Annotated in this window: 3 protein-coding genes; all 3 read right to left on the bottom strand. The window is 40.7% G+C overall.

Annotated elements, in window-relative coordinates; translation table 11 throughout:
- Nucleotides 1-175: 175 nt before the first annotated feature.
- Nucleotides 176-7,402 (bottom strand): SIALI-17 repeat-containing surface protein, encoded by a 7,227-nt coding sequence (locus HT734_RS07005; RefSeq protein ID WP_173278470.1) that lies wholly within the window; start codon nucleotides 7,400-7,402, stop codon nucleotides 176-178.
- Nucleotides 7,403-7,759: 357 nt separating this feature from the next.
- Nucleotides 7,760-16,042, bottom strand: a complete 8,283-nt coding sequence (locus HT734_RS07000; protein ID WP_173278472.1) for an SIALI-17 repeat-containing surface protein — start codon at nucleotides 16,040-16,042, stop codon at nucleotides 7,760-7,762.
- A 155-nt stretch (nucleotides 16,043-16,197) separates the two neighbouring features.
- A complete protein-coding gene (locus tag HT734_RS06995) occupies nucleotides 16,198-23,181 on the bottom strand; it encodes a SpGH101 family endo-alpha-N-acetylgalactosaminidase (protein WP_173278474.1) in 6,984 nt (2,327 codons plus the stop codon).
- Nucleotides 23,182-23,224 lie beyond the last annotated feature (43 nt).

The raw sequence follows: 23,224 nt of genomic DNA, 5'->3' as shown, positions 1-23,224 counted from the left end.
ACTTTTTGGGATCAGTACATATTCAAAACCTTAATACGATGCGTTTTATCATGCAGGGATCTACTATATTTCTCCTCAAATTGAGGTTCTATATCATAGTAGCTCTACTTACTTATAGATTCAAGTTTTAATCCTCGATTAATTTATAAAAATCAGAATGCTTTAGAGATAAAGTCTAATCTTCTTTACGTTTTGCAGTCAATAGTGCTGCTGACAAGGCTAAGCTAACACCTGCTAAGAAGATAGCTGTATCAGATTCTCTCTCACCAGTTTCTGGTAAGCTATTTTGATCTTCTTTGACTGCTGAAGCCTTTCTTTCTGTAGTCTGGTTATTAGCTAAGTTCTGTACTGGATGCTCTGCTTTCTCACGAACTGGTGCTTCATGATTTCCTACTGTTTCTGGAACAGCTTTATCCCCTGGAAGTTTGCTATCTTGAGGAGTTCCTGTGTTTACCTCGTCTTTAAAGTCAGGTTTCTCATCGACTGGTGCTACCTGATTACCAACAGTCGATTGTTTCCCTTTGTATTCTGAAATGTCGTTAACTGCTCCTTCAACAAAGTTAGCACCTCCCTTGAATTCAGGGACTTCATTGACCGCTGCTTCTACAAAGTTAGCACCGCCTTTGAATTCCGGAACTTCGTTGACTGCTGCTTCTACAAAGTTAGCACCGCCTTTGAATTCTGGAACTTCGTTGACTGGCGCAGGTTCCTCACCTTTACTATTTGAAATAGATGGTTTTACTCCTACCTCAATAATGCGATCTTGAGCCTTTCTTTGTTCAGTATGAACCAGAGTTCTAGTAGTTCCCGATACTTGAATATAGTCAACTTTTTCTCCATTTTGTCCTTCAGAAACTACACGACGTTGACCTTGAGCAAGTTCAGGATTTTCACGAATAACTTCTTTAAATGGTAGCGGAGTCTTTTCAATTTCTAAGCTTGGAGTTTCTGCTACTAAGTTCTTAACTCCTTCTGTCGGAGTTGTTTGGAAGGCTGTCTTAAAGTGTAAACGATACTCTTTCACAAGATTTCCATCTTTGGAAATAAGACGCACGAGTGTTGGAAGATTAGTATTTCCAGGATTCACAACTGTAACTACTCCATGTCCACTAGTTGTCGCAGTGACTTTTGGTTGGGAACTCATTGCTGTTAGTGTATAATCTGTCACATTTGGATCAAAGTTTTCCAATGCTTTTCCATCAACCGAAATAGTGGCTGATGGTGTTTCCACTTCTGCTCCCTTGCCTGCAGAGTAGGCTGTAAATTCTACAACTGCCAAACCATTAGTAGTAGCCTTACGAGTCATGCGGGCACGAATAGCTGTCGTTTGAACCGGTTCAAAGTTAAACTCTATTGGTTTACCAGCTACTAATTCTCCAGAAGCTTTATAAGGGATTGATGCCCAATTTTCTGCCTTGTTGAATGGATGGTCAGCATTTTCTTCATAACGAGAAATCGTACTTGGTTCTGTAAAGGCAGGACCAATATATCTTTCTAGAACCATTTTCTCTGGAGCATCTGTTCCACTATCTTTAAAGAACTGAATAGCTACTTTTCCAATGGATTGAGAGGCAATTTTTCCATCCTTCTTAAAGACTAGTCCGACAGAAGTTTCTTGATTTTTCGGAGTACGAGACCAGTTTGTCCAACGTCCGTCTTCATTGTATTTTCCATCATTGATATAGAAAATTCTATCATGTGAAGCTGCTTGTGTATCGTTCGTTGTCGAAGCAAAGGCTTTAGAATCCGTTTCATTGTTGCTTGGATTTTCTGACAGAGCTTGGTTACCTTTAGAAACAACTGTTACCTGCATTTTGGTACTTAGATTTGTACCAATGACATGACCAGTTACCTCAAAACTTCCCTCATGTTCCGTTGCATGTTCAGGGACCGTATCCCATTGGACAGCAAGGTTAGATTTAACCCAACCAGCTTGTGAAGGATAGTAAACTGTCACTTCAGCAGGCAATTGAAGTTGATCACCTACATTCAAAGTCTTAGCACTATTTTCTGCAGCTACTGGTTGTGTTGACTCTTTTTCATCATCACGGAAGATGCGATATTCTTTCAGAACAGTTCCATCCTCAGCTTTTAAGATAAGACGTGTCGCACCTTTTTCACTTGTTGCAGGCACAACTGTTACCAGACCATTATTGCTAGCTGTTGCAGTGATTTCTTTGCTAGATTTAGGAATATAGTAATCAGTCTTAGATGGATTGAAATGTTCAAGCTTCTTGCCATCTACTTGGATAGAAATTTCTGAACTTGTAGAGCTCACTACCTTATTTCCAAGGACAGTTAGCTCTGTCAAACCAACACCAGCAGTTCCATCTGCTTTCTTCATGCGCATACGAACAGCATAGGTTTCTACCTTATCAAATGTAAAGTGGTTGGTTTTACCTGCAGATAATTGTCCAGGAGCTTTGAGGTGTTCCACCTCTTTCCAGTTAGCTTCATTATTAAATGGATGGTTGCTATCACGTTGAGCATTATTGACATCATTCGGAAGATCTGGAACTTCTTGACCGACATAGTATTCAATAACATATTCTTTTGGAAGACCAATCGCTCCATCAGTATAGAAATCAACTGAAAGATTATCAACAAAGCGCTTGGTCAAATCACCAGAGTTTCCAAACAAGATTGATGCCCAGTCATTATCAGTATTTGTTCTCCAAGTAGTCCATCTATTTTTAGCATCTGTAGGCGTTCTTGATACAGTCAGGTCGTTCAAAGCATTAGCCGAATCATCCCCTCCTGTATTGGATACAATAGCTGCTGGTAATTGTGAACCTGTCCATTGTTTAGAGATATTATTTCCAGCAACCACTTGACTAGAAACACGGACATGAGCCTTGGTGGTCAGATTGCTACCAACTAAATGACCATTGATTTCATACACCCCTTCAGTTTGACTAAAGTTAGCTGGTACCTGATCCCAAACCACATCTTTGTAGATAGTGGTTCCATTAGAATGGTAAGCACGTACACTGGCTGGCAATTGAACTGTCTCACCCTTAGGAAGAGTAAGGCTGATTTCCTCTGCAACTTGTAAGCCTTCAACCGTCACCGTTGCTTGAGCTTCAATATCTGTTCCTTCTACATGTCCTTTAAGGGTAAAGCTATGATAGCGTCCCAATTCTTTTTCATCTACCTTGTCCCAAGTCACAGCTACCTTACGAGGCAAGCCCTTATCAAATTCCGCTCCAACTTGGCTAGGTAAATTAGGCTGCTGATTAATATCTGTAGAGATAGAAACTGGATGAAGCTTGACAATTTTCTTCTCTACTTTATTTTCTCTAATCACCAATTCAGTTGTGACAGATTGTGTTTTTTCTGTTTGATTGTCAATACGAGGAGTTAGAGTAACACTACCCTTAGTATAAAGTAACAAGTTCTGTCCATTTACCTCAAGATGACCACCATCAGCTGACTTGACTTCCAAGTGGACATCTGACGCTGCAAATTCTGTCTGTGAACCATCCTCATAATGCCCAATCACATGATAAGGGAGAACTTGATCTTCTGTTGCTTTCTCTTTTCCTTCAACGCTTACTTCCAAACGAGTCAAAGCAGGTGCTTCCTTCACGAATTGAATCAAATAAGTTTGAACTAAATCACCCTTCTGGTCACTCAAGAAGACGGAAGCCTGATACCCATTATCAGCAGAAGCTTGTTGAACCGTTACCTGATAGCCCGTAGTCTGTGCTCCAACACTTGGAATTTTAGCAGTGTAAGGAAGGGATACTCGGTAATAAGTCTTTCCAGGCTCAAAGTTTTCAAGAGTCTTATCTCCAACCGTGAGACCTGTAACAGTACTTTCTGTTTCCTTGTCGCTTGCGATAAAGGTTGCAGTTACTTCACGATCGTCATCTGCCAATTTACCAGTTGCTTCAGTTCGTCCACCTTCTTTAGTCAAGGCGGCAGGATCTTTCAAAGTCCAAGAAACAACATCGGTATCAATTAAGCTACCATCTGACAAAACAGCCGTAACCGTTTTATCCAAATCAGCTGCCGTTGTACCAACTGGAACTGTTGCTACCTTAGGCAACCACTTATCAAGTGCAACTACCTTGACAAGGGCTTCAGCCTTAGTTTCGAGACCTTCGACATTACCGGATACTTTTTTCTCACCTGCGCTTGTAAGCAAGTCAGATGGCACTTTCCAAGTCACAGCTTTTTCTTCAACACTGCCGTCGCTATAAATAGCTGTTACTGTTTGTGGTAGTTCAGGATTGGTACTCACATCAGTTGTTGCCTTCACAGGAGCATAGGCTATAAAGTGACGGTTTTCTTTCTTACCAGACACAGTTGCGACCGTTGCGCTATCAGATGTTAAACCAGCAGAATCTGCATAAAGAGTAAATTTACCTTCTTTTTCTGTTGATTTTACAATGACAACTCCTTTACCATTGAAGGCTTTTCTTTGCCATGTTCCATCTGCTTGAGCTTTGTAGCGCTCACGGCTAGCTTGTTCTCCATTATCCACACCAACAATCTGTCCCTGACCATGAAGATTGAAATGAACAAGATTATTCGCTGTCGGAACAACATTCCCTTCGCCATCAACAATTTCGTAATGGATGTAAGATAAATCTTTACCATCTGCTGTGATAACATGCTCTTCTTTAGTCAGACGAACTCTTGCTGGCTCCCCAGCAGTTGTCACACTATCACGCGCAATTTCGTTACCATTTTCATCTCGAGCAATCGCAGTCAGTGTACCTGGTTGATATTTTACAAGCCACTCAAGATACAATTCACTTGGTTTAGCCCCCTCATGATATGGACGCCCATCCTCTGTTCTCTTCTTAGTAAATTCCTTTTTACCAAGCGACTGACCGTTTAAGAATAATTCGACATTTGCTGCATTTGAGAAGGTACGAACTGGAACCTTTCCATCAACCAGCATCTTACGCTCCTTAAGGGTCTCATCAGTCCAGTTCCAATGTGGTAAAATGCGAACAGTTGGCTTTTCTTTAGCACTATACCACTCACTACGGTAAAGGTAAAAATCATTCTTCGGTAAACCAGCCGTATCGATGATACCAAAGTAAGAACTTTTTACAGGTGTATTATCTTGGTTATGCCATGGAGTTGGTTCACCGATATAGTCAATTCCTGTCCAGATAAATTGACCAGCATAGCCAGCATGATCACGGTCAAAAGTCCATGACTCAGTAGCTGTTCTTCCCCATCCAACACGGTCATTACCATAGTCAGATTGTTCATAATGACGATTTGGACGGTTATCGTGTCCAAGGATTTGAGCAGGATTGTAATAAGAATCACGCGTTCTAGTAGCTGAAGAAGTTTCAGAACCATAGATGAGCCAGTCTGGATGAGCTCTACGAACAGCTTCATAATTGCGCTCTCCATAATTCATACCCACAGCATCCATGATTTCTGCAACTTTTAAGAAATCACCTGTTGCTGCACGACTAAATTTATTCTCACCCATGGTAACATAACGCTCGGTATCAATCGCTTTAATGACAGCCTTCAAACGTTTAGCAGTTTCAATAGAACGAGGACTACCATTCGCTTCATCTACCTCATTTCCAAGAGACCACATCACAATAGACGGATTGTTCTTATCACGTTCTACCATTGTTCTAAGATCAAAATCAGACCACTTCTCTCCCTTCTTAGCCTCGGGATGAGTCGCATCTTGATCAAAGAAACGTCCATAGTCGTAAGTCTTCTTGCCACCATACCAAGTGTCAAAAGCCTCCTCTTGAACCAAAAGTCCTAGACTCGCCGCAGCATCTAGCAACTGAGGGCTCGCCGGGTTGTGAGTGGTACGAATGGAGTTCACTCCCATATCTTTCAGAAGTTTTAATTTACGATAAGTAGCCTTATAGTTCTCTTCTGCACCCAAGGCTCCATTGTCATGGTGAATACTTACCCCATGGAATTTCATTCTCTCACCATTGAGAGAAAATCCTTCCTTAGCTGTCCAGTTAAAATAACGGTAACCAAATGTATCTTCTGTTACATCAACTAACTGGCCTTCTTTATAGACTTTTGTTTTTAGAACATAAAGTTGAGGATGGTAACTTTTCGTTGTCCAAAGAGTTGGCTGATTAACCAGGATATTCTGATTAAATTGTGCTGTTTCATTTTCTGCCAAACTCTTAGTTTCAGAACGAACTAGTTCTGAAACAGCTTTACCCTCCTTAGTGAAAATTTGTTGCTCCACAAAGACATTCGCAGCCTTTTTATCTGTATTTTTAATCTTACTTTGAACTTGTGTTTCAACATTGCTATTTTTTTGTTCAGCTAATTTTGGTGTTGTAATGTGGTTCCCATTTTCCGCAACATGGACCTTATCACGATAACTAAGGGTTACATCACGATAAATCCCACTTCCAGAATACCAACGACTACTTGGCTGCTTATTGGTCACTTGAACGGTAATGGAATTTTCACTGCCATCCTTGTTCAAAAATTCTGTAATATCATAAGAAAAATGATTATAACCACTTGGATAATGTCCTACAAATTTACCATTTACATAAACCTTAGAATCCATGTAAACACCATCAAAATTGATACGAACATCCTTGTTCTTGTCTGCTTCATTCAGTGTAAAAGTCTTACGATACCAAGCCGTTCCACCATTTAACTGTCCACCTTCGTTGCGAGCAGGAGACTTGTGATCGAAGTCAAAATAAATACTCCAATCGTGTGGTAGATTCAATTTAGACCAATCATGAACATCCACATCTTTTTTTGAAAAATCTCCTTGGGCGTTTAGTTTAAAGTACCAATCTTTATTGAAGTCTTGTTTTCGATCTGATAATAGCTGCTTCTCTGTTTCAACATCCGCTTTACTTGACTCTTTAGAAAGCGCTTGCGTTTTTTCAGAAGAAGATTTGAGATCTGCAGTCGGTTTTACCTGATCCTTTTCTGAAGTTTTCTTAGCATCCTCTTTTACATCTGTTTCAACTGCTGCTGTAGATTTCGGACCATCTTCCACAGTCTTTGGATTTGTCTCTTCAGCTTTTTGCCTCTCTTCAGCTTCGTTTTCTTCTCCTACCTTATTTGGAGTTTCAACTTTAGGATTAACCAATTCATGGTTACCTTCATTAACAGGTTTAGTAGGTTCTGTATCCTTAGTCACTTTGTCTTCTGTCGACTCAGCTTTTGGCTTTACAAACTCACGTCCACCATTCTCATCAGCCTTTGCGATAGCAGCTGCCACATCATCGGGAAGCTTATCTAAAGGCTGAGGTTGATGAACTGTTGTTTCTTCTGTTTGAGTATTGGATGAAGCCACCTCCTCAGCTTGTACAGCTGAAATACCAAATATACTAGCCCCAATCATCACAGATGCCGCACCTATAGCAAATTTACGAATGCTATAATGGCAACGTTTATCGAAAAGTCTTTTGTTCATTAAAATCCTCTTTTCTTTTTCTTGATGCTGAGTAAGCGCTTCCTTTTTTAGAAAAATAACTTCCTTCTGAACACACAACTAAGCATCGAGTTTGTTTTTTGTATATATTGAATATATCAAAATGAACAAAAAATTGCAATCTTTTTTATGATTTTAATATAACAAAAAAAGATTGAGGCAACATCCTATAACGAGAAGCTTAACAATGGATAAAGAATCTGGTCCGAAACTATCAACTATTCAAAAACCACACAGTGTTGCTTTCAGCTTGATGATGCTCAATACTGAAATCACTGTGTGGTTTTATTGTGACATTAATGTTTATCCAGGATTATTGAATAACTCTTTTTCGAATTCTTAATCCTTTTTCCCTCTTTTGATAAAAGCGGCAGAGAGAACTAGTCCAAGACCACCTAACAAGGCTAAAGTAGCTGATTCTTCTCCACCTGTTGCTGGAAGTTGATCTTTAACTTTAGCAACCGATGTTTGTGGTTGTTCTTGTTTTTGTGCTTGATCTGTTTTCACTGATGCACTTGCAAATTCATCGGACTTTTCAACAGTAGTTTCAACATCACGATTGCCACTGCTCATCTTATCTCCATCGACTTTATCAACCGAATCTTTCAAGTTTTCCTCTGTTGGAGTGACTTGAGGGCTTGCTGTTTCTTTATATTCTGGGACTTCATGGACAGCTGCTTCAGTGCCATTTACGCCACCCTTGAAGTCTGGGACTTCTACTACTGGTGATGGTAGCTTGTCTGCTTTTTCAATAGCTTCAGTATACTCGGGAACTTCATGGGTAGCTGCCTCAACTGCGTTTACTCCGCCTTTGAATTCTAGCCCTTCTACTACTGGAACCACATCATCGCCTGCTGTGCCAATAGCTTGAGTGTATTCTGGAACTTCATGAACAGCTGCTTCGACACCATTTACGCCACCAGTAAATTCTGGGACTTCTACTACTGGTGATGGTTCGTCACCCTTACTTGTAGTTGGAGCCGGTTTGGCTGGTTCCTCTGGAAGTTCTTGGTGGAATGTCGTCATTTCGTAGAACTCTGGTTTACCTCCTTCCCAAACAAGTTTCACATCCAATAATGGAGATTTATCTCGGACAGCAAATGTTTGGAAGCTTGAGGTAATCTCACCTATTTCTGACCAAGAATCTCTTTTATCTGATTTAAGAGTTCGAGCCAATACTCGAGCCTTCACTCCTTGCGGAAGACTTGAAACAAGTCGAATATGGTTGACATCTGTCGGTTCTGACAAGTGGTAGACCAGCTCACCTTGTTCTTTCTCAGCCTTATAGCTAGTCAATACCTTACCATCTACGAGGTTGGTGTAGAGGTTACCTTGGCTTTCACCACTGTTTCCTTGAACAGTTGGATCATTAATCGGTTTCACGAATTCGCCATCATTGATAACCAACTCAGTGAAGCCTACAAAACGAGCATCATAGTTAGCTGTAAATAGAACACGGAGATAATTGGCTTTAACTGGACTTGCAAGTTCACCCTCGATGTAGCGGTTTCCTGGCATCTTAGAATCATGTGTCCAACCATCTGTCAAGGAATCATCACGTGTCTCATTGGCAACACCATCACCAACTGTCACAAGATCTGTCCAAGTCTTGCCATCTTGACTGACTTGAATCTTACCATCACGGAGATAGTTTTGAGTGCCGTCTTGAATGTAAGCTCTAATTTTCTTGATTGCACGTTCACTACCTAGCTTCAAGGTGATATGACCATCTTTACGCGCATAGTCTGAAAACTCTACAAAGTTATTGTAAACTCCATCGAACAATTGATCCAAGTTCTTAATCTTACGAACGTCATTGCGACCATATGTTGGATGGATGCCCATTGATGTCGAATCAAGTGTGGTTGGTTGAATTTCTTTTGTCTGAACAAGTAGAGAGGTTGCTGTCACTGCTTGTTCTTGGTCAGTCTTGTTGACCAAACGAACATAACGTACCAAGGACTTATCTGTCACTTGATCAGCCGGATACCATTCTTGGGCATTTGGAGAATATTCCAAATTAAGGGATGGGTTTTCTGTACCAACCGCTTGAATGAGTTCAGCTTGGTGAAGACGATCAAGTTTCATACCCAAATAACTTTTAGCTGGAAGTTTTGTTCCGCTCGGAATTTGCATATTATAACGGCCTAGGCTGTCATAAACTGGAGTTGACTTCAAGTTCTCAACATTTGTATCAGTCAATTGGCTATTGCCTGTACGTGTTTCAACTGAGAAGTCAGCGATACGCCACCATAGGTTGGTGTTCTTAGTATTGCGAATACGGACATAGCGAGCTGAAATTGGAGTTTCGATTTCTTTGGTTTGTTCACCAGTCAAGCGATCCAATTCTTGCCATGAGTTACCATCTGCAGAATATTCAAGAACACCTTCTGCTAATTTATCTCCTGAACCTTGGTGGAGACGAACCTTAGTCACAGGTTTGACTTCGCCTAAGTCTAGTTGTACCCAACTATTTACTGGAGTTGTATCAGTTCGATCAGCATTCGCAAGCATGGCTTCAGTATTGTCACGACCGTCTGTAATCTGACCAACTGTCGTATTGTACTTGTACATAAGATTTGGACTAATCGTCACAGTAGCTGCCTGTTTAGCACGAGTAACTTCCACAGGGCGGTTAACAGCAATTTCTCTTACAGCAAACCAAGTATTATCACGATCTGAAGTCGCAATCATTCGAACAGCCTTGGCACGAATATTGAGTTTTTCATATTTAATAAGAGATTCATTTCCAGTATAGCTTGGTTCTGAAAGTGTTACCCACTCATCATTTTCATTTAGGTACTCAACCTTAGCATTGTTAAAGGTATCACGAGGATTTGCTTGAGTTCCCATTGCAAAGGTCAAGTTTTGGAGTGGAACAGCTTTGTTAAATTTCAAACCAATGTAATCACCAGTCTTGATACTGTTTGGCGATTTGATTAATGCATGAGTTCCCAAATCTCCATCAGTTACCTCAGCAAGTCCGCCTTCTACACCTGTACGGTTTGTGATAAAGGTACTAATCACTTGATCAGGATGCAAGGCTTTTTGAACTTCTGTTGCCAAGATTTCACGCAGTCCAAGCAAGAATGGACGGATATGTTGAACACCCAACTCAGCTTTTTCGTCATGGTCTACATAATGGAAGGTATAAGTTTGAGACTGTTCATATAGTTTCAATCCCTTATAGTAACTATCCCAAAGTTTTGCAGAATCGTTCTTTTCGATAGCCTCTGTACCATCAAGGAGAGCACTCAAGGCATCCATTTGGTCAATGGTATTGTCCAACCAATAATGGATTTGAGCACGCATCTTTTCATCACCAGATGCTTTATAAAGTTGAGCTGCAGCTTTTAGTTTCGCAAATTCTGCACGCAAGCCTTCACGCTCTGCACCAACATCTTGACCAGCTTTCAACTTAGACATGAAGGCCGCCAATTTCGGAGCAAGTTCAACAGACTCTTCCAATTTCACAACACGACCATCCATATTTTGGTTGATCATGTGTTTACCAAGTTCACGGAAGGCAATAGATGCTTCACTATCAGTAAACTTACCATTTTCAACAAAGTTAAAGGCGATATCGTTGACTTTCTTAGCTTCTTCTTCAGACTTCCATTGTTTCCATGCATATTGAGCTGCAGAGAAGAGGGCAATCTTAGATGGCTCGGATTGTTGCATTGGGTTCAACATGATACCTGAAAGAAGGCTAGGATCTACATTCGGATGAAGGAATTTCTCACCACCACCCAAGATCAAGTGTTGTTTAGAGTTATCTGTAACAGGCCAATTGACCCATAGAGAAACTGGACGGTAGGTCTTACCACCTGCAGTCAGGTTGTTCTTAAGATTTGAAAGGAAGTTTTCTGATACTTCACCCCAAATCTTACCACCAGTAAGGGTCATAGAGGTTGAAGTTGGAAGATTTTCATTGAGTGCTTTCAACTCATCTTCACGTCCATTACCCCAATACTGACCTGGGACAAAAATCATTTCCTTACGAAGGCCGACATAAGTTGCTTGTTTTTTAGTCAACCAGTCTGTCATGTCCTTCATCAAGCGGTTGTAGCTATTGTAGCCACCAACTGGACTTGGAGCATCATCGGCCAAAATACCGAACTCACGAACACCGACATCCATCAATTGAGTGAATTTAGCCTTAATGGTTTCCAAATCTTTTTGATAGTCAGCATCATTGCCAAAACGGATACGGTTGTTCATGAATGGATGGATGGTCCATACATAACGAGTCTTGTTCTGGTTTCCGACACGAGCCAATTCACGGATTTCAGCTAATTTCTCTTCTGGATAAAGTTCACGCCATTTCTTGTTGTGGTATGGATCATCTTTTGGTGCAAAGAAGTATTGAGTCAACTTCAAGTCACCACCATAACGCATCAATTCTGCACGGTCAGCATTACTCCAAGGATTTCCATAGTAACCTTCGATAAAGCCACGGTTCTTAATTTCAGCGTAGTCTTCAACTGTTACATTACGTAAGACTGGTGCCGCGCTCTCATTAAGCATGTGTTTGAGAGTCGTTAAACCGTAGAAGACAGCATCTGTATCTTTACCGACGATAGAGATTGTATTGTTCTTGATTGACAAGGCATAAGCATCAATTTTATCAAAGAGTCCTTGAGAAATTCCAGATACTTCTTTTTCAGCCTGTGAATTTTGACCATGAACACCAAGGTAGATGTTAGTAGCACCTGCCACTGCTGTTTGACTGCTTGTGTATGAGATTTGATGATCTTGTAGAACGCTCTTCAAGCGGTTACGAGTATAGATATCTAATTGATCTCCCATGACAAGATTGACTTGTTTATGGAGTTTCGTAACACCTTCATCGTAAGTTACTTTTTGTGGTGTTGGGAATACCTTGTATTCTTTCTTAAGGTAGTCTTGACTTTGGGCTGCAGCAGCAACTGCCTCATCACTTGTTGGCTTGCTAGCTACAAAGTTATCAGCAAGTTCAGTTGTACCATCACCCATTTCCTCAACTTTAGGTGTTTTTGGAGTAGCTGGCTCTTCTGCCTTGTTAGTAGAAACTGGTTTCAGAAGTTGAATTTCTGCGGCACTACCAAATCCTGCAACACCTGCTAGAACTTTTAATTCTACCTTATCCGTTTCAACTGCATCAAAGTTCACTGTTTTCTCTTTGGTATTGTTTTCCCAAGTTCCTGAAGCAACTTTAACCATTTGACCATCTTTTTGAGCATAGATTTCATAAGATGTCACGACACCATTACCACCACCTGGACGTGGAAGATAAGTCAAACCATTTACTTTTTCACTTGCTTTCAAGTTCATAGCAACTGTGAATGGTGCTTTATGTCCAGACCATTTTGAATGCCAGAAGGTGTTTGGATCATTGTCAAAGGCTTTTTCTACCGGACCTTCTGCATTGGTACCTGGTAATTCTTGACTAGTTGCAGAAACTGTAAAATGATCATTTGGAATCAAACGTGGATTGACAAATGGTTCATTTGACAACTCAGCACTATGTAAGATTCCTTTGAAACCACCGATCGTTTCAAGCGGCAAAACTAAGCTGTTATGAGCAAAACGAGGATTCGCTGGATTTGCAATCCGTTCAACCTTTTCACCATCTACATACACTTCTGTTGATTGTGGTTTGGTTACAACAGAGATTTGATAACGTTTGTTCTTTTCAAGTTTCTTATTGAATTGGATATGGAATTGTTCAAAAGTATAGGCAAGATAGCCATCCTTATCCGCAAGATAGAGTTGGTTGTTTCCACTTGTTGAGAATGTTTGTTCTCCGTCACCAGTTACAGTAACATCCATTTTCAAGACATGACTTGGTCCCGCATCACCAACTAGACCTTCGATAGTACTGTCTTTGTCGAAATTCAATCCTGCTTCAGTCTTCTTCACTTTCTTAGCAAGGTAATCTTTGACAGTCTCAGGATTAATCTTGAACAAGTCTTCTTCAGCTATAGTCTTTTCAGGGTTGGATTGAGGTGCATAAACACTTGTTGGTTGAATACGGTCTGCATAGGTCTTGGCTGCACGATCTGAACCCCAAGTGCGTTCTGCAGTAGACTGCATACTCTTGAAGAAACGTTTAAAGATATCATAAGAAGTAAGTCCAGTTTCATGGAGGTCAATATTATCATTCCAAACCGCATGACCACCACCAATGATATTAGGATTAGAGGCTTCTAGACGTGGTCCTCCACCTGTTGAGAAGTCATTTGGTGTCCAACGGTTGTACTGAGTTTCATAGTTAGCATAATCTCCATAAGCAGTTTGGCTATTACTACCACTTGGGACACTATAGGTTGGAACATCTGTGATATTGATAATCTTAGCACCTTGGGCAATTGCAGCTGCTGGTCGTTGCCATCCAAGGCTCCAGATATCCACTTCTACATCTTTCCAATCAACTGGCGTTTTTCCTTGTTTGGCGCTGAGTGATCCCCAAATACGTGGTGTATAACCTTTTCCTTTGATATACTTGATGAGGTCATTGACATAGCGACGATAGCTTTCTGGACTTCCATAGTACTCATCTGTACCGATATGAACGGTAGAAACTCCATGAAGGGGTGCATCTGGACCATCAAGAAGTTTATCATAGACTGACTTAACAAAAGCAAGTGTTTCTTCGTACTTATTATCCAAGTCCAACATAGCTACACGTTCTACATTATGTTTTCTCGCACTAAGCTGACCCTTGTACATCAAGTCTGGACGAACTTTAACGAATGAAAGGGCGTGACCTGGTGTGTCAATTTCAGGAACAAGGTTGATATGCAAAGCTTTTGCTAATTTGATGATTTCTTGCATTTCTTCCTTGGTATAGTGCTCATCTGATGTTAATTTTTGTCCATCCTTACCAACAATATCTGTCTCCACACGGAAGCCTGTCTTAGCATGCTCTAGAACATACTTGAGTTCTTCTTCTGGACTTAAGTTCTTACCTGCCAAGTGCTCTTTTAGGAAGATATAGTTATCATTTAGGTGCAACTGCAAGTCATTCATCTTGTAGTAAGCCATGTTGAGCATGATATCCACAAGCGTATCATAAGGGATAAACTTACGACCTGTATCTAGCATAAAACCACGGTGGCTGAAGCTTGGGAAGTCACGGATTTCACCGTTCTGTAGGTCTTTTTCTCCCATTTGAAGAAGAGTACGTGTAGCATAAAAAGCACCTGCATTTGTTGCAGCTTCTACTGTAATAACTCCATCTTTAATGCTGATACCATAGCCTTCTTTGCCATAGCCCTTATCTTCAACCTTTTTAAACTCAATGCGGTTTTGTGCTGCTTGACCACCTGTGGCGATTTCTAAGCCACGACTTTCAAGGTCAGTCTGATAGAATTTCGCTTCTTGGCCAAATCCAGAATCTCCGACTGAAATAACAGTAGATGCTGTAATAGAAGTTTTTCCTTCAGTTCCATACCATTGTTGAACTGCTGGAGCAACTGCTGGTTTGGTTCCAACACCTTCGTCTGCATGCAAGCCTTTAATAAGAACTTCAAATTCTTTTGTAAGGGTATGGCTATCTTTGACTTGTTGGACCATGACCTTAACAGTTTGATCTGTTAGAGGTTTGTAGATTTTGTTATTGAGATCAACAACACCCTGTTTGTTGCTACCAATCAAGCTAACTTGACCTGGCAACTTAGGCAAGACAAGTGATTTTCCATCTTCAGCAACTGTTAGTTCTGTAACTTGACGAATATCTGTTGGTTTGCTGGCATCTGGAATGTTTGAGTAGGCGCGAATTTCTTGAATCCCTACATTTTTCCAGTTCATAGTACCAGCTTGGTAATCTGTGATTTCAAGTTTAAGGTACTTCGCTTGAATAGCCTCTTTCAAATCAACTTTTTCATCAAGAAGTGGAGTTCCTGTTCTTTGATAGGCTAACTTCCATTCTTTAACTCCCGACTCATTCACATCATCTTGACCAGCATAATAGAGATTCCATGACTTGATATTGGGGTCATTTTTTTCACCACGAGCACGGCGATCCCAATCAATCTCCACATGCTTAATCACTGTTGTCTTTTCCAGTGTAAATTCGATAGTTGGTTTAGCAACGTTTTGGTCAGTTGCCCATCGAGTGTCAGGTTTTCCATCAATTGCCTTTTCTGCTGTGTATTGTGTATTTGCTTCATGGTTTGATGCTGTAGCAGAAGCTTTTTCTAAATGATTGACATCTGGAGTTTCGACCAAATCTTTAGTCACTGGCTGTTCAGATGGTTTAGCTGCTGGAGCTACTTCTTCTTTTGGAGTTGCTGCTGGTTTTGGAGTTGCTTCTTCCTTCGGAGCAGGAGTTTCAGTTGGCTTTGTAACTGTTTCTCCAGTATTTTCAGGCTGACTTTCTGTCTCACTTGGTTGAGTTTCACTATCCCCTGTCGTAGTGGCAGTTTCTGCTTTTTCAATAGCTGCTGCTATATCTGCTGGCAGCTTATCCAGAGGCTGAGCCTGTGTTATTGTTCCTTCTGTCTCAGCAGGTCCTTCTGTTTCAGCTGCTTGAACCATGCCAGCACCAAAGATACTAGCACCAATCATAACAGAAGCTGCACCAATCGTAAATTTACGAATACTATAATGACACCGTTTCTCAAAAAAATGTTTTCCCATTTTTTCTTATTTCCTTTCATACGCTCACAATCGTAAACGTTCTCATTTCCCTTTAGAAAAAGAGAGGACCTAGAGGTCCTCTCTGGGCATTCTTTTTTCTCCACTAGAACAAGCAGAGAGTTTGAGCTCCCTTTTAATGAAAACTCGTGTATATTCTAATCTTCTTTTCTCTTTGCAAGAAATAGAGCAGACATTGCTAGACTGAGGCTGGCAAGGAAGAAAAGATTATCTGACTTGCTAGTTCCAGTATTTGGAAGTTTAGCAGTCATTTCTTCTTTTGCTTCTTCTATCTTCATTCCTGGTTTAGAGCCATCAACCGATTGATATTCAAATGCCTGTACTGCTGGATCCTGCTGCTTCTGATTGAATTGATCTGTCGATGGAGTTTGTGCCTTACCTCCAACTTCTTCAGTTGATGGAGTCTGTGCATTTCCTCCAGGTTCTTCAGTTGATGGAGTTTGTGCATTTCCTCCTGCTTCCCCAGTAGATGGAGTCTGTGCATTTCCTCCAGGCTCATCAGCTAATGGGCTCTGTTGTTTAGAAACTGGTTTATAAACTACTGCATAATGTCCTAGTTGACTAGTTGTGAATTCAATTGTTCCTTGACCATTTGTAAAGTTTACTGACTCACCTGATGCTGTATAGTATACCCCAGCCACTTCACCAGAAACCGGTACTCTAACAAGGACTGCGCCTTTCGGCTGAACCTTATGATTATCCTTATCTACCAAATGAAGAGCATAAGCATCAAATTCCATACCTTGTAGGCTTTGGTCTGTTACTTTTTGAACTTGAAGGTGCATGTCTGGTGTCAAATCTCTTGCTAGTCCTGCAACTACAACTCCTGTGGATTTATCTGATAAGACACGAACCTCTTCAGTTGACTTGTCTACCGTAGGTGCTGCTTGGTCACCTGCTGTTCCCATTGCACCTGTATATTCTGGAACTTCATGGACAGCTGATTCTGCTGCATTCACACTTCCAGTGAACTCTGGAGCCTCTTTTACAGCCACTTCATCGCCTGCTGTTCCTATTACTCCTGTATACTCTGGAGCTTCATTGATAGCTGATTCGCCACCGTTTACACCACCTGTGAATTCCGGAACTTCAATGACCGGTGCTACTTGGTCACCCTTACTTGATGTTGGAGTTTCAGGTTTTGGTTCTGGAGTTGGAGTAGGTGTTTCATCCTTCAATTGATCAAGATAATCTGCAAAGTATTTAATCATTCTATTTGTTAAGAGATGGTTATCTGTTGCAAATTTCATGCTGGCAACAACACTTGCTACTTCCTCTTGATTGCTCTTATCAGCCAATTTTTGAGCTTTAGCTAAGGCAGCTTCATAGGCTGTAGTATCAAGACCTGCTTCAGTCACTTGTGGACGAGTGAAGATCAATTCTGCAGCTGATTGATATTGATTACCACCATCTCCGTAAGTTCGTGTTCCTGTTAGAACAATCTTCTTAGCTTTGATCGTCTTGCCAAAGTTGATATCTTTAGGTTTGTTATTATCAGCCCAATTTGTTGCATTGAAAGTATGTTCCTTACCTGTTTCATCAGTTACGACAAGAGTCACATCTCTCAAATTACCGTTTGAACCGGAACCACGTGGAACATAATGGAGACCAGTAATTTCAGTCGGTTCTTTCAAGACCATTGTAGCTGGTTTACCAACATCTCCTCCGCCCCATGATGTATGCCATAAACTAGATAAGTTTCCATCAAAGGCATTTGCAAGACCTTCACCAGCCTGAGCAGGAGCGCTTAGGCTTGCAAAGTCATCTGTCACAAGAGATGTTTTCTTCATCACTAAAGCATCTTTAAGAGCATTGACCTTAGCGATTTCTGCTTTAGCTTCTTCTACACTAATATCATCGTCTGCTTGACTGAGGTTGAAGACTGCTTCTTTCAAAGCATCCATCGTTTCTTTAGTATAGTTCTCCATCGAAACAGTCGGAAGATAGTTCTTAACAGCATTTTCTGCCATCATCTTACCAGTCAAGACAATTTCTTCAATTTGAAGTCTGTCCATGATGAAATCATTGTAACCACGGAAATTCGCATTACCACCAGAATCTCCACGAGTATTGCTTGCATTTCCTGTAGAGTAGATACCTACCCATGTATCGCCAGTTTCAGCACCTGTCACGAGGAAAGTTGCGCGTTTAGCTTTTTTAGAATCTGTCCATGAGTTTGGTAATTCATGCATTTCCAAATTACTTGCCTGTCCAGATTGGAATTCTCCTTTACCGACTACAAAGGCATAAGTATTGTCAGATCCAGCTTCATAGTCAAATGTAATACGATAGGTCTTACCTGCTTCAAAGCGGAAGTTTTGTGGAATTGTTTGGTAAACCAAGTTACGACGGCTCACAAGACCGTTTGTCTTGAGTGACCAATTTCCTTCGATAACGTCATCAACTTTCTTGCCATTCCAGTCACGTTGTGTGTATGGACCATGTTTTTCAGACAAGTGAGTACGGTTATCTTCAACACCTTCGATTCCACCAATAACAAATGGGAAGATACCTTGGCCGACATTTTCAAAGTCTTGTTTAAAGGTACCTGTGGCAGTATCGTGACCATCACCGTACATTTTTGATTCATTTTCAAAAGTACGAATTTCATCAAAGTAAGTTGCTTCATCGCCTGCTTCACGACTCAAGGTCAAGGTTACATTTGATACATCTGAACCTGTTGTAAAGAAAGCATACATGTTTTGGAAGTAACTTGTGTTATTAACAGTCGCATTGCTTCGACGAGTATTGTGAGCATAGGCTTTTACATAGTTGAGAGCGAGCGACTTGTTGGTGTAGTTAGTTACTTCTTTTTCACCAGTATTTACTGTAATACTTGCTTTAGCATCACTACGGTTATCCACACCTACATAAACTGCATATCTGGTATTCGGTTTCAAGCCAGTTAATTTTTGAGTCAGACTCACTTTTTCTTTATTGCCTTGAATACGAAGCATTTGGTTTGCACCTTGAGACTTCACGATTTCAGCCTTAGACGCATCTCCCGAAATCTTCCAATGATTCAAAGATTCGCTGTTAAATCCTTGGTCATAGATATGCATTCCTTCACTCCATGACATTTCAGGATTTGTTTGTTTAGAACGATAGAGTACATAAGGTTGATTTGCAGTAAGATCAAGAGTAATCTTACCGTCTTTCACGGCAACTTCTTTTTCCTCAGTCTTACCTTGGTCAGTTAGTTTATAAAGGTAAACTTTACCATTTGCCCAGTCGCTAGGAAGTGTCCAAGTTGTTGCACCTGCTTCAGTATTGAAGTAGTACATTTTTTCCTTGTCGCTCGCAAGCTTGTTACCATTTGCATCCCAGTTCCAAGGTGTCAAGTAGGCTGAACCATCTTGGATAACACGACCATTGAGCGTAACTATACGTTCACGATATTGTGGACTGTTGACATCATTTGATTTACGAGTTACCACAACCTTGTTATTTGCAGCATCGACCAATTCAACTTTCATTTCTGGAGTCCATTTATAAGTACTACCATTGTCAGTCATGGTTACTGGTTTGCCATCTTCCCATTTGCTGACTGTAAAGTGTTGGAAGTACTTAGTCATAACATCATGAGCAAACAAGTTTGTTACATAACCGTTATAGTCACTACGTCCTTGCCATCCTTCAAAGTCCTTCATACTATAACCGCCTAAAAGTGGGTAGTCAGCTGCACCACCATAACTTCTGTAGTCACCAACCCAAGAATCTTTTTGGTGGTTACGGATAAAGCGAGTAATGGCACTGTTAATACCTTTATTTGTATAGCCACCGTATGTCAAGTCAGCTGCCCAGTGTTGGAAGGTAGAATCATATTCACCACCATGGCCCCACTCAATAGCAAAGCGCCAACCTTGTTTGTTAATTTCTTTAGCAATAACGTGAGTTGCCCAGGCACCATTGTCACCTGATTGACCGTTACCCCAAACGTCGACATAGATGAAGTCTAGACCTTCACCCAATTCCTTCTTCAACTCTTCCCAACGCGCCAGACGCCCATGAGCCAGGTCATAACCAGCATCAATGTTGATACCTTGGTCAAGCCAGTTCCAACCGTAGCTATAGCTACCATCTGCATTTTTACGAAGAATATCTTCATTAAAATATTTAGACTCAGGATAGGTTTCTGAAGCGTTGACGTGAATACCGAGATGAGCTCCATATTTCTTAGCTTTCTCAATAAGAGTCTTAAAGTCTGCAACACCACCAATACGTTTACCGATGTCTGCATAGTTCAAGTGTCCAGAATCATGTCCTTCACTTCCGTATCCCTTAAGAAGTACACCTTGACCAAGACCATCGGTGTGGAGGTTGATCTTCTTGATACCATCCAAGGTCATGAGGAATGGGTTTTGCGCTTGTGAACCAAAGTTCATAGCGATACGGTAAGCTGTAATGTCTTTAACTTTTTCCCAACCTTGAGGGTTATTCATGATGCTACGGTAAGCGATGGCACCATCTTGCCAATCTACTTTATGGTCAGCATTGGCATCTTCAGTGATGACAACTTTTGCACTTGGAAGTTCTTTGGTATATTCTGGGAAGACAATACCATTATGAGCTTTTTCCCATTGCCATTCAGAACTATGAATTTCCACGTAGTTGGCATTACCAATCGTATTCTTGTAAGCTGTCAAACGTGTCCAGTCGTAAGAACCACCACCATAGCTATTTTGTGAATTACTCCATACACCTGCCGCAAGCTTGTCTGTTGAAACAAATCCGTACATATACCCTTTAGCTAATTCTTTCATTGGATTTGTTACTGCGATATGGTCATCACCACTTACATGAGTATTGTTTGACATGGTTGCCCCATCAAACTTAGCTCCTGCTTGGTCGCTTGAAACAGATACCAAGGCATTTCCTAGGAAGCTAATAGATGAGAGTAATTTTCGTTCATCATCAATTTTTTGTCCAGGTGTAACCTGGTTATGGTTCACAATCTTAGTCACATCAAAGTGAAGTTGGTTATCCACTACTTGCAAACGAACAGTCATATCCGCATTGATCAGATTAGCCTCATCACGGAGTTTCATTTCATACTCAGCAGTCGTTGCATTAACCTTTTTATAGGTAACTTCAGGAGTCACAGCGTGCTTGTTGATCACAACTTGATTAATTGGTTGCACTTGTCCTGGAAGCTTGTTCCCATTTAGAACATATTCTTTAACACGTGGGAAGGCTTGGTCGATAACTGCTTTCAATACTGTAGATTGAATAGTGTCGTATTTTACATTGCTATCATCTACTGTATCGCCCTTTTCTTTTTTAGTGGATTCTTGATCTGTTTTAACTCCTTCTTGGTTGTCAGTTTTGACATTGACAATTGTTTTTTCACTACTATTATAGGTTCCAGCTTTAAGAACGATTTTCTTCTCATCTTTTAGTTTGTCATTTACTGCAGATGGCAAGGTAACTGTGTCAAAAAGTTTCACATCATTATTAGTTGCATTGAGCTGTCCATCTGATTTTAGACTGATCATCAAGTGGTTGGTTGATCCATTTACTGGGGCTGCAACACGTCCACCTTGATACCAAAGTCCACTACCATTTGTCTTGTATTCCCAGAACCATCCACCTTGGTCATATCCTACAAAAACGTTGTTGTCAGTGTCTTTGAATTTCATGAAAACACCAAAGCGAGACTTACCTGTTTCGGATTCTTCTTTAAAGGTCAAATCAACGGTAGCATTCCCATTAGCATCTACTGTCAAACCATCTTTTTCAAACAAGGCTGGCTTTTTACCATTGTCATTTTGAGCAGTTGAAGCTAGTTGGTTGTAACGAACTCCTTTTTCTTCGCGGACAGTTACTGTTCCCTGTTGTTCTTTCTTTTCAACTGTTTTCCATTCTGGAGTGACTTCTTTTGATTCAGTCGGTTTAGTTTCAGCTGGCTTGTTTTCAGCAGGTTTATTTTCTGCTGGTTTGTTTTCTGCCGGCTTATTGTCAGCTGGTTTTTCTTCTTGAGGTTTATCCTCTTTTGGTTTTTCTTCCTTGTTTTCCACTTGTTTATCGAGAGCATCTAGACCAGCTGGTTTCCTTGTTTCAATACCCTTGATATAGTTTTGAATCCATTCTAGCTGAGCAGGTGAGAAGAGTATACCACCACTACGTTTACCAGAGACACCATTTTGGTGGATACCAATCAATTTCCCATTTTCATCGAAAATACCGCCACCACTGGCACCTGGTTCACTTCCTTGATAGCTAATTCCACGAACACCTTCTCCGTGATTATTAATATCCTCAACGGTAGTATTCAAAATTGGATCAAGCTCTCCTTTTGGATATCCAAATACATGAACCTTATCTCCTACCTTAGTTGTTGCAGGCTTCTCAGTCACTTCAACAGGTGCATTTGCAAGAGGTGTACGAAGCTTAACAATTGCCAGATCATTTTTATATCCTTTGAGGAACCCTTCACGATCCCAGTGTTTCACATCATTCTTACTGAATTTGACGTCCGGTGCCCCTTTGTAAGAAACTGTATAGACATCTCCATCACTCTCAACATTATCAGCTACCTTACGATTATTACCATCTGGAACATCTTTGATAAAGTTATGAGAAACAGACAAAACGAGATTTTCCCCAATAACGATACCACTACCAAGCCCTGCAGCACTTTTAATTTCGACAGTCGCACCGTAGTTTAATACCCCATTTTTTGTTTTAGCAACATCTTCTGGGACTAGGCTTTTATCTTCTTTTTCTAGTTCTTCTTTTGAGGCAGTGTGCCCATTTTCTTCAGCCTTATCAAGTTTTCCACGTAGTTCTTCAGGAAGAGTATCTGAAACTGCTGAGCTTGTTGCAGTTTCTTTTTCTTTTGCCAACAATTCTTCTTCAGTCTTTGGTCCTTCAGTTACTTCAGGAGAACCTTGGTCTTCACCAGCTTTTGGTGCCTCAAAATCATGCCCTCCGTCCTCTTTAGCATTTGCAAGAGCTGCAGCCAAATCTGCCGGCATATTTGCTGTTGAACCTGTTTGTGCAGAATCTGCTAGGACAGTACTAGTTCCAAAGAAAGCTGCACCAATCATGACAGAAGCAACCCCTAATGAAAATTTTCGAATACTATATTTACAACGTTTTTCAAACAATCCTTTATCCATTAAGTCCTAAATCCTTTCACTATATACGTAAGCGTTTACATCT

The organism is Streptococcus sp. k-90 (genome assembly GCF_013277565.1).
Taxonomy (GTDB): domain Bacteria; phylum Bacillota; class Bacilli; order Lactobacillales; family Streptococcaceae; genus Streptococcus.
This window is presented reverse-complemented; position numbering and strand designations above follow the sequence as displayed.

Bases quoted from the DNA above. Each gene is read 5' to 3' on its own strand.
- HT734_RS06995 (WP_173278474.1), bottom strand. From the start codon at position 23,181: ATGGATAAAGGATTGTTTGAAAAACGTTGTAAATATAGTATTCGAAAA.
- HT734_RS07005 (WP_173278470.1), bottom strand. From the start codon at position 7,402: ATGAACAAAAGACTTTTCGATAAACGTTGCCATTATAGCATTCGTAAA.
- HT734_RS07000 (WP_173278472.1), bottom strand. From the start codon at position 16,042: ATGGGAAAACATTTTTTTGAGAAACGGTGTCATTATAGTATTCGTAAA.